The organism is Trebonia sp., assembly GCF_049794275.1.
GTDB lineage: Bacteria > Actinomycetota > Actinomycetes > Streptosporangiales > Streptosporangiaceae > Trebonia.
In genome coordinates this window covers 1-9,995 of sequence record NZ_JBARCR010000225.1, presented here as the reverse complement: position 1 = coordinate 9,995, position 9,995 = coordinate 1, and the positions used below count along the sequence as shown (strand labels likewise).

Sequence of the window (9,995 nt, the reverse complement as noted above, 5' to 3'; positions counted from 1 at the left end):
GGCAACGGCACGGGGACCGGCGGGTTCGGCGGGTTCGGCAGGTTCCGCGGCGGCACCGGCTCGGGGTCGACCGGCACCGGGACCGGGACGGGCACGTTCCCTGGTGGCGGCGCCGGCAGGTTCGGCGGTGCCGGCGGCGGGTTCGGCGGCGGGCTGTCCGGCAGCACGCAGGTGAGCAGCGCCCTGATCAAGCTGCTCGAGCAGGACGCCTCGAAGTACAAGTGGATCGCAGCGACCGAGGGCTCCCAGGAGGCCGCGCCGATCGAGCTGGCGACCGGCGGCGACGCCGTGATGGCGATCGGCGGCTTCAACGGCACCGACCCGACGCCGACGCTAGCCCAGTTCCAGGCGATGGTCGCCAAGGGCGAGATCCACTACTACGTCGGGCGCGGTGCCAGCAGCTTCGGCGGCGGCACCGGCTCGTCGGCGATCGCGTCCTGGGTGGCAGCCCACTTCACCGCGCAGACCGTGGGCGGCGCCACCGTCTACGACCTGACCCAGGCGAAGTAAGCCGCCGCAAGGCTTGAGCATTGGCGGTGTGGCCCACAACGACAGTAGGTTCGCACCTGTGGGCCACACCGCCAATCCAGGCACACGGCCGCGACGGGCTCGGACCGGTGGGTCATGGTTACGCTGGTGAAAGCCGTAAGGTGGCGGGGCGGGCGGGGCTGGGGACGACTGCGCGGCCGGGGATCAGATGCCGCACGCCGGGACGGCGAGGGATGCCCAGGCGCGGGGTCAAGCGTGGTGTCGCGGTCACCACGGGCCCGTTCGGGATGATCAAAGCGGAGAAGCGCCGCAAGAATCATTTGACAACTTGAGAATAGTCTCGTGATACTAGTCTCATGAATCTGACGCGGCTGATGGCGCTTGGCACGCTCGCCAGGTACGGGCCGCAGCACGGGCACCAGATCCGGCGGCTGGCCGAGCTGACCAACGTCGGCGAGTGGGGCGGAGTCAGCGTCGGGGCGCTGTACCGGGAGCTGCGCGCGATGGAGAGCGAGGGGCTCGTCGAGGCGCTGCGCACCGAGAAGGTGGGCAAGCGGCCGGAACGGACCGTGTACGAGATTACTCGCGACGGGTGCCTCGAGCTCACGGCGCTGCGGGAGCAGGCGATCCGGCCGTTGATGTCGGGGCCCGACCCGCTCGGCGTCGCGCTCACCTTCGCGGCCGACGGCATGGACCGCGAGGAGCTGCGGCGGATGCTCAGGGCGCGGCGGGAGAAGCTCGCGATCAGCGGCGCCGAGATCGCGTCCGACCTGAAGCGCCTGCAAGAAAAGGGCTTCATTGACGTGCTGGCGGCGGCGATCATGCGGCGCGTCGTGCTGACCATCGAGACCGAGGTCCGCTGGCACGACGAGCTCGACGCCACGCTGGCGGGCGAATCGGGCGAAACCGATGAAACGGCCCCTGGCGGGTCGTCGGAAACAGGGGCACTGCCCGGCTTTTAACGAGGGGAATCTCATTCATGGCGATCATCGAGGCCAAGGGCCTCACGCGGACGTTCAAGAGCCGCAAGCGGACCGTGCAGGCGGTGCGCGGCGTCGATCTCACCGTCGACGACGGGGAGATCGTGGGCTTCCTCGGCCCGAACGGCGCGGGCAAGACCACCACGCTGCGGATGCTGACCACGCTGCTGCGGCCGACCTCGGGCACGGCCATGGTCGCCGGGGCGGACCTGCTGCGCGATCCGCTGGCCGTCCGCAAGCGGATCGGGTACGTGCCGCAGGCGATCGGGCAGACCCAGGGCGGCACCAGCGACATGTGCCTGGTCATCGAGGAACTGCTCGACCAGGCGGAGGCTTACAGGATCGACCGGGCGGAGGCGGTGCGCCGTGCGGCGCAGCTCGTGAAGCAGCTCGACCTCACCGGGCTCGACCAGCGGCTGGTCAAGACGCTGTCCGGCGGGCAGCGGCGGCGGCTGGAGATCGCGCTCGGCCTGGTGCACCAGCCGCCGCTCGTCTTCCTTGACGAGCCCACCACCGGCCTGGACCCGCAGAGCAGGTCGAACATGTGGGAGCACATCCGCGCGCTGCGCGCCGACCTGGGCACCACGGTATTCCTGACCACGCACTACCTGGACGAGGCCGACGCGCTGTGCGACCGGGTGTTCATCGTCGACCACGGGGTGATCGCGGCGACAGGGACGCCTGACGAGCTGAAGCGGCAGGTGTCCGGGGACGTGGTGACGCTGCGGGTGAACGGCGCTACCGAGGCGGCGCGGGCGCTGCTGGCCAGGCAGCCCATCGTCCGCGAGCTCTCCGTGGCCGACGAGGAACTGCGGCTGACGGTGGAGCACGGCGAGGAGGCGCTGCCTGTGCTGCTGCGAGTGCTGGACGGCGCGGGGATCACGATGAGCGCGATCAGCCTGTCCCGGCCGACGCTCGACGACGTGTTCCTGACGCTGACCGGGCGGTCGCTGCGGGACGACTCACCCGGCGGCGGGGACGCGGTCGGCGCGGCGGCGGAGCTCGCGGGCGCGGGCGCGGGCACCGGAAGCAAGGAGTAATGGGCTAATGTCGTTCATCCATGACACGTGGTTCATCTTCCGGCGGCAGGTGCGGCTGGTGCTGCGCAACCCGGCGTTCCTGACGATCGGGCTGCTGCAGCCGATCCTGTACCTGGTGTTGTTCGGGCCGCTGCTGGCGAACCTGCCCGCGGGCTCGCTGTCCGGCGGCTCCGGGACGAGCGGCACCGCGGACGCGTACCGGTTCTTCGTGCCTGGGCTGCTGATCCAGCTGGCGCTGTTCGGCTCGACGTTCGTCGGGTTCGCGATCATCTCCGACTGGCGGTCGGGGGTGATCGAGCGGTACCGGGTCACGCCGGTGAGCCGGGTGGCGATCCTGGCCGGCCGGGTGCTGCGCGACGTCGCCATGCTGATCATCCAGTCGATCGTGCTGATTGTCGCGGGCCTGGCGTTCGGGCTGCGGGCGCCGCTGCCCGCGGTGCTGATGGGCTTCGTTTACATCGTGCTCGTCGCGATCGGGCTCGCGTCGGTGTCCTACGCGGTCGCGCTGACGCTGAAGAGCGAGGACGCGTTCGCGCCGCTGATCAACTCGATCATCGTGCCTCTCGTCCTGCTGTCAGGGATCATGCTGCCGCTGAACCTCGGGCCCGGCTGGCTGCAGGGGATAGCGCGCATCAGCCCGTTCCGGTACATCATCGACGCCATGCGCGAGGCGTACGCCGGGCACTACTTCGACACGATCGTGGTCGAGGGGCTGGCGGTGGCCGTCGGGCTGGCGGCCGTGCTCATGTGGCTGGGGTCGCGGGTCTTCGTCAGGGAGAACGCGTAGCCAAGACCTCGGTTACCTGGGCGGCTCGGGGAAGTGGCACGCCGCCCGGTGGCCGGGGGCGAGCTCGTCGAGCGGCGGCTCGGTGGTCTGGCAGATGTCCTGCGCCTTCCAGCACCTCGTGTGGAACCGGCAGCCGGGCGGCGGGTTCAGCGGGCTCGGCACGTCCCCGGTCAGCCGGATCCGCTCCCGGCGGATGCGGGGGCTGAGCGTTCCGGGCCCGGCTGCTTCGCCGGCGGCCGAGCCCGTACGCGCGGCCGCCGGCTCAGGCACCGGGACCGCGGACAGCAGCGCCACCGTGTAGGGATGCCGCGGGCTGGCGTAGATGTCGTCGCGGCTGGCGACCTCTACGATCTTGCCGAGGTACATGACGGCGACCTGATCGGCGATGTGCCGGACCACCGCCAGGTCGTGGGCGATGATCACGTAGCTCAGCCCCAGCTCTTCCTGCAGGTCGTCGAGCAGGTTGATGACCTGCGCCTGGATGGACACGTCGAGCGCGGAGACCGGCTCGTCGGCCACGATCAGCTTGGGCCTCAGGGCCAGCGTGCGGGCTACCCCGATGCGCTGCCGCTGCCCGCCGGAGAACTCGTGCGGGTACCGGTTGTAGTGCTCGGGGTTCAGCCCGACCAGCTCCAGCAGTTCCTGGACGGCCCGCTTGACACCCTGCTCGGTCTGCACGTGCTGCACCCGCAGCGGCGCGCCGATGATCGTGCCCACGGTGTGCCGCGGGTTGAGCGAGGAGTACGGGTCCTGGAAGATCATTCCGATCTCGCGCCGCAGCGGCCGCATCTGGCCTGCCCGCAGGTGAGTGATGTCCGTGCCGTCGAAGACGATGTTGCCGCTGGTCGGCTCGTCCAGCCGCGCGACCATCCGGCCGGTGGTGGTCTTGCCGCAGCCCGACTCGCCGACGATGCCGAGGGTGTGGCCCGCGGGCAGCGAGAAGTCGACCCCGTCCACGGCGCGGACCTGCGCCACGGTCCGCCGGAAGATCACGCCCCGCGTCACCGGGAAGTACCGGGTCAGCCCGGTCACGGTCAGCAGGTCGTCGCTCATGTTGCCTCTACTTCGGTAACGTCCTCACCGGGCTGGGCGGAGGCGGCGGCCTCGGCGGCGGCGGTCTCTTCGGCCTCTTCGGCCTCTTCGGCCGCGGCGCCTGGCGCCAGCTGCGCCCATAGTTCCTGCTGCTTGGCCAGCATCAGGTGACAGGCCACGCGATGCCCTGGGCCGGTCTCCAGGAGCACCGGAATCTCGGTGCTGCACCGGTCGCCGCCCACCTGCGGCGGGTAGTTGCAGCGCGGGTGGAACGGGCAGCCGGACGGCACGTGGATCAGGCTGGGCGGCGTGCCGCGGATCGGGCGCAGCCGCTCCAGCCGCGCCACGTCGAGCCGCGGCATCGAGCCGAGCAGGCCCCAGGTGTAGGGGTGCCCTGGCTCGAGGAACACGTCGCCGCCGCTGCCGTGCTCCGCCACCCGCCCCGCGTACATGACCAGGACGTCGTCGGCGACCTCCGCCACCACGCCGAGGTCGTGGGTGATGATGATGACCGCCGAGCCGAACTCGGCCTGCAGGTCCACGATCAGGTCGAGGATCTGGGCCTGTACGGTGACGTCGAGGGCGGTGGTCGGCTCGTCCGCGATCAGCAGCTCAGGGTCGCAGGACAGCGCCATCGCGATCATCGCGCGCTGCCGCATGCCGCCGGAGAACTGGTGCGGGTAGTCGTCCACCCGGACCGTCGGCTGCGGGATGCCCACCCGGCCGAGCAGGTCGATGGCCCGCTTGCGCGCGACCTGCTTGGACACCTTGTTGTGCACCCGGTACGCCTCGCTGATCTGGGCGCCGACCGAGTAGTACGGGTGCAGCGCGGACAGCGGGTCCTGGAAGATCATCGCCATCTTGCTGCCGCGCAGCTGGCGCACCCGTTCCGCACTCGCGCTGACCAGGTCCTCGTCGTCGAGCCTGATCTGGCCGGTGACCTCGGTGCCGCTGCCCTTGTCGCTGCTGCGGTGCAGGCCCATGATGGCCAGGCTCGTCACGCTCTTGCCGGAGCCGGACTCGCCGACGATGCCGAGCGTCCGGCCCCGCTCCAGATCGAACGAGAGCCCGTCCACCGCCTTGACCAGGCCGTCGTCGGTCCGGAACTGCACGTGCAGGTCGCGGACCTCAAGCATGGCCATAACTACACCCTCACCCTCGGGTCGATCACCGCGTACAAGATGTCCACCAGCATGTTCGCTATCACGATGAAGAACGCGGCGAGCAGCACCACGCCCATGATCTCGGGAAAGTCCTGGTTCTGGATGGCGAGGAGGGTGAACTGGCCGAGGCCGGGCAGCGAGAACGTGGTCTCGGTGAGGATCGCGCCGCCAAGCAGCAGCCCGAGGTCCATGCCGAAAATGGTCAGGATCGGCGTCAGGGCCGCCCGCAGCCCGTGCCGCACGACCACGTTCCGTTCCCGCAGTCCCTTCGCGCGGGCGGTGCGGATGAAGTCCTCGCTCATTGTCTCCAGCATGCCGGCCCTGGTCAGCCGCGCGTACAAGGCCGCGTAAAGGAACGCGAGGGTGACCCACGGCAGCACGAGGTTCCGCGCCCACAGCGCCGGGTTAGTGAGGATCGGGACGTACGTCACGTTCGGGAAGATGGGCCACTTGTAGCTGAACAGCTCGAGCGAGATCAGCCCGGTGAAGAAGATCGGCAGCGACACGCCGGCCAGCGCCACGCCCATCGAGAACCGGTCGAACAGGGTGCCCCGGCGCAGCGCGGACAGCACGCCTACCGACACGCCGCCGATCAGCCACAGGACCGCCGCCCCGATGGCCAGCGACAGCGTCACCGGCAGCGCAGCCACCATCTGCGGCCACACCGGCTGCTGGCTGCGGAACGAGTAACCGAAGCACGGCGGCGCGCAGTACGTCACGCTCGGGCCCGAGTTGTAGTGCGTGCCGGCCACGATGCCCCACAGGAAGTGCCAGTACTGCACGACCAGCGGCGCGTTCAGGTTGAGCTTGGCCTCCATCTGCAAGATCGCCGACCGCGTGGGGTTGCGGCCGACGTACTGCGCCGCGAGCTCGTAGGAGTTCTGCCCCGCGAGCCGCGGGATCAGGAAGAAGATCCCGAACGTGATGATGCTGACCACGACCAGCAGGAAGACCGTCGTGATCAGGCGGCGGATGATGAACGTGATCATGACCTACGTGGGCGGGCGCCCGGCCCGGCCACCGCGTTCTCGCGGATGACCAGGGCCGGGCGCCGCTCCCTCCTAACTCTTGACGTCAGGCAGTGTCTCGCAAGCCGTCGCGGCTAGCTGCTGACGCCCATGACGCCGTAGTTGTACATCCCGAACGGCGTCATGGTGTACACGTTGGTCACCGCCGGGTTCCGGTACAGCAGGTTGGTGGCGTAGACGTTCGGCAGGATCACGGCCTGAGCCATGGCATCCTTGTCGATCTCGCCGTAGATGGCGTTCCGCTGCGCGTCGGTGATCGACGGGTTCGCCGCCTGCGCGAACAGGCCGTTGATCGTCGGGTCGTTCAGCTCGCCAATGTTGGTGTTGCCCGAGGGAGCGATGGTGTTCCCGTTGATGAGCTCGTCCATCATGCCGTAGCCGTCCGGCCAGTCAGGCGACCAGCCGCCCATGAGGACGCCGAGGTTGTGCTGGTGCACGTAGTTCGGCGCGCCGGCGAAGTCGGTGTAGTAGGTGCCTGACGGGTAGCCGTGCAGCTGGAGCTGGATGCCCACCCGGGCCAGCGCCGCCTGCAGGGCCTGCACGGCCGCGACCTCGGCCGGCCGGTCGCTGCGGTACGACGCGCCCACCGTGAAGCCGGTCGGGTGGCCGCACTTAGCCAGCGCCGCCTTCGCCGCGGTCAGGTCCCCTGTCGGGTCCGTCTTCGCGTTGTACTGGTCGAAGGAGGTGTACCCGCCCATCCCCGGCAGCAGCAGCGTCGTGGCGATCTGGCCGCCGGCGTACGGGCCGCCCCAGGCGGTCTGCAGGTCGGTCTTGTTCGCCGCGTACTCAACCGCCTGGCGGCACGCTACGTTGTTCAGCGGCGCCACCTTGGTGTTGATGTAGGTGAACCATTCGCGGTTGCCGGGCGAGGCGTCGGCGTCCTTCTCCAGCGACGGGTTGGACAGGATCTTCGCCCGCGTCGCGGCCTGCACGCCGATGCCCTGCGCGTCGATGTCGACGTCCCCGGCCAGCAGCCGGTTGTCGAGGTCCGCCGCGTTCACGTTCAGGTTGATGACGACCTTGCTGGCCAGCTGGCTGACCTGCGGGTCCTCATTCGGTGTCCAGTTCGGGTTCGGCACCAGGGTGGCCTGCTTGTTCACCTGGTAGCTCTGGAACATGTAAGGCCCGGTGGACAGCGGGTGCAGCTGGTAGTTGGACCCGGTGTCCTTGGACTGCGGCACCGGAGCCGTCTGCGGCAGCGACGCCACGTAGTTGAAGTCCGGGAACGGCGACTGCAGGTGGAACTGGATCGTGGACGCGTCCGGCGTCGTGATCGACGTCTGGTTCCCCGTCTTGTCCTTGTACGGGCCGGGGTACTTCGGGTTCGCCAGCAGCACGGAGAAATAGGTCGGGCCGTTGGCCAGCACGGACCTGTCGTAGGTGCGCTCGACCGCGTACTTGACGTCAGCCGAGGTGACCGGCGTGCCGTCCTCGAACTTCAGGCCCGGCTTGAGATGGTAGGTCCACACCAGGCCGTTGTCGCTGACCGTGCCGAGGCTGGTCGCGATGCCGGGCACCAGCGTGTTGCCGCAGGCGCCGGGGCAGGACTTGTAGGTGACCAGCGGGGTCGCCCACAGCCTGGTCATGTCGAACGTCCAGGCGTAGTACGTGTTGCCCGGGTCGAACGAGTCGGGGGTGCTGCTCAGCGCGAAGGTCAGCGTGCCACCCTTCTTCGTCGAGGGGTTCACTACTTTGGTGACCCCGGCGTTGAAGGCCGCGTTGCTGCCGGACGCCGAGCTCCCGCCGCTCGAGCTGCCGGTCGAACTCGTCCCCCCGCCGCTTGAGCACGCCGCGAGGGTCAGCCCCGCCGCGACCGCGCATGCGGCGAACGCGAGCCTGCTTCGTCTTCTCATATGCGGCACGTCTCCTTTCACGAAATAATCGGCTCCGGAATCAGTGCCCACGCGGGTCAAGCGCGTCGCGCAGACCGTCGCCGAATAGGTTGAAGGCCAGGACCGTAATGAAGATGGCCAGGCCCGGAATTATCATGTACATGGGATCTATGTAATAGAAACCATTGGATACCGCGTTGGAAAGCATCTGGCCCCAGCTCGGCGTCGGCGGGATGAGCCCGACGCCGAGGTAGTCGAGAGCCGCTTCGAACAGGATGTTTGTCGGGATCAGCAGGGTCGAGTACACCAGGATCGGCGCCACCAGGTTGGGCAGCAGCTCGCGGAAGAGAATGTACGGGCCGCGCGCGCCGATGCTGCGCGCCGCGTCCACGAATTCCCGTTCCCGCAGGGATAGCACCTGGCCGCGGATAATTCGCCCCATATAAGGCCAGGCGAAAAACCCGATGACGAATACGAGCAGGCTTACGCGCAGCTGGTTTCCGGACAGTCCAAACGCGGTGTTCGGGATCACGCCGATGAGGGCGATCGCGAACACCAGCAGCGGGAACGCGAGGAACACGTCCATGGCGCGGGCGATCACCGCGTCGATCCAGCCGCCGAAGTACCCGGCGATGATGCCGAAGAACACCCCGATGACCACGGCGAGGACCGTCGCGAGGAAGCCGATCAGCAGCGAGTACTGCGCGCCGACCACGATCCTGGCGAGCATGTCCCGGCCGGTCACCGGCTCGACGCCGAGGGGGTGCGCCAGGCTGATGCCGCCCCACGGGCCGTAGGGACGGCTGAACGTCGGGTTGATCAGGTTCGAGTTGTAGGCGTTGGGGTTCTGCACCAGGTGCGGGCCGACGAGCGCGACCAGGATGAGGAGGATGATGACGACCCCGCCCGCCATCGCGACCCGGTCCTTGCGCAGCCGCCGCCAGGCGATCTGGCCCAGCGACCTGCCCTCGATGGGCACGCCCGCAGACGTGACTCCGGCTTCGCCCGCTGCCGATGGTCCGCTGTGACCCGGTACGGGTTCAAGCGAAACGGCCACGTGCTGCTCTACCTGCCCATCTGCTGACGCTGCTTACCGGAGCTTCTTGCCTGAGCCGCCAAGACTACCGGCTGGTAATCCTGACAACATGCGGAACGACCTGCGTTTTCGCGTAGATCTTTCGGCGCTAGAGACAAGGTTCCGCATTCTGGCCATGGATACCAGACCGGGGTGGGCATCGTGGCCCGATCGTGACATAAATCGGATCTATCCGTCACCTTCGACACATCCAAGAAGTGGTGTGCAACGAACGTGTTACAAGAGACCAGTGTGACTGATGTGACTTGTGGGACCGGAGCGGCGGTACAGCTAAGGGGCACGGTTAAGGAGCACGGTTAAGGGACGGCCACCTCAACGAAGTCCCGGGCGACTGGTGACCCGAAGTCAGATGCCTCGCTTGCGGAGGATGTCCTCGATGTCCTTCATGTCGTCGTCGGCCGGCGCGGCCGTCTTGCCGGCCTTCGCTGGCTTCTTGGCTGACGCCGACACGGGCTCAGGCAGCCGGCTGGCCGGCAGGGTCCGCGTGGCGTCGCCCGCTTCCAGGCTGCCAGGACCCCCGCCCGCTGTGGACTGCCCCGCCTCGGCCC

General features: G+C 68.6%; 8 protein-coding genes and 2 pseudogenes. 4 read left to right on the top strand and 6 right to left on the bottom strand.

The window, feature by feature from the left end:
• The 4 genes and pseudogenes from WA805_RS06600 to WA805_RS06585 form a co-directional block, all read left to right on the top strand.
• Positions 1 to 510: pseudogene (locus tag WA805_RS06600) on the top strand (glycosyl transferase); the annotation flags it as partial.
• A 335-nt stretch (positions 511 to 845) separates the two neighbouring features.
• On the top strand, positions 846 to 1,451 hold the full coding sequence (locus WA805_RS06595) for a PadR family transcriptional regulator (protein WP_422273685.1): 606 nt from the start codon (positions 846 to 848) through the stop codon (positions 1,449 to 1,451).
• A gap of 23 nt (positions 1,452 to 1,474) precedes the next feature.
• Positions 1,475 to 2,509: an ATP-binding cassette domain-containing protein gene (locus WA805_RS06590; protein ID WP_422273691.1), complete on the top strand. Its 1,035-nt coding sequence runs from the start codon at positions 1,475 to 1,477 to the stop codon at positions 2,507 to 2,509.
• Between the two features lie 7 nt (positions 2,510 to 2,516).
• Positions 2,517 to 3,296 (top strand): ABC transporter permease, encoded by a 780-nt coding sequence (locus WA805_RS06585; RefSeq protein ID WP_422273687.1) that lies wholly within the window; start codon positions 2,517 to 2,519, stop codon positions 3,294 to 3,296.
• A 12-nt stretch (positions 3,297 to 3,308) separates the two neighbouring features.
• Here the strand turns inward: WA805_RS06585 and WA805_RS06580 are convergent, their stop codons facing one another.
• The 6 genes and pseudogenes from WA805_RS06580 to WA805_RS06555 form a co-directional block, all read right to left on the bottom strand.
• A complete protein-coding gene (locus tag WA805_RS06580; protein WP_422285910.1) occupies positions 3,309 to 4,349 on the bottom strand; it encodes an ABC transporter ATP-binding protein in 1,041 nt (346 codons plus the stop codon).
• Complete coding sequence (locus WA805_RS06575) at positions 4,346 to 5,470, bottom strand: ABC transporter ATP-binding protein (protein ID WP_425241887.1); 1,125 nt, start codon at positions 5,468 to 5,470, stop codon at positions 4,346 to 4,348. Before WA805_RS06575 ends, WA805_RS06580 begins: the two co-directional genes overlap by 4 nt.
• 2 nt (positions 5,471 to 5,472) lie before the next feature.
• Entirely contained in the window at positions 5,473 to 6,480 is a 1,008-nt protein-coding gene (locus tag WA805_RS06570; RefSeq protein ID WP_422324917.1) for an ABC transporter permease, read from the bottom strand.
• A gap of 113 nt (positions 6,481 to 6,593) precedes the next feature.
• The gene (locus WA805_RS06565) at positions 6,594 to 8,372 is read right to left on the bottom strand and encodes an ABC transporter substrate-binding protein (RefSeq protein ID WP_422280280.1); all 1,779 of its coding nucleotides are present in this window, start codon (positions 8,370 to 8,372) and stop codon (positions 6,594 to 6,596) included.
• A gap of 40 nt (positions 8,373 to 8,412) precedes the next feature.
• Complete coding sequence (locus WA805_RS06560; protein WP_425241886.1) at positions 8,413 to 9,330, bottom strand: ABC transporter permease; 918 nt, start codon at positions 9,328 to 9,330, stop codon at positions 8,413 to 8,415.
• Between the two features lie 462 nt (positions 9,331 to 9,792).
• Positions 9,793 to 9,995: pseudogene (locus WA805_RS06555) on the bottom strand (cellulose synthase); the annotation flags it as partial.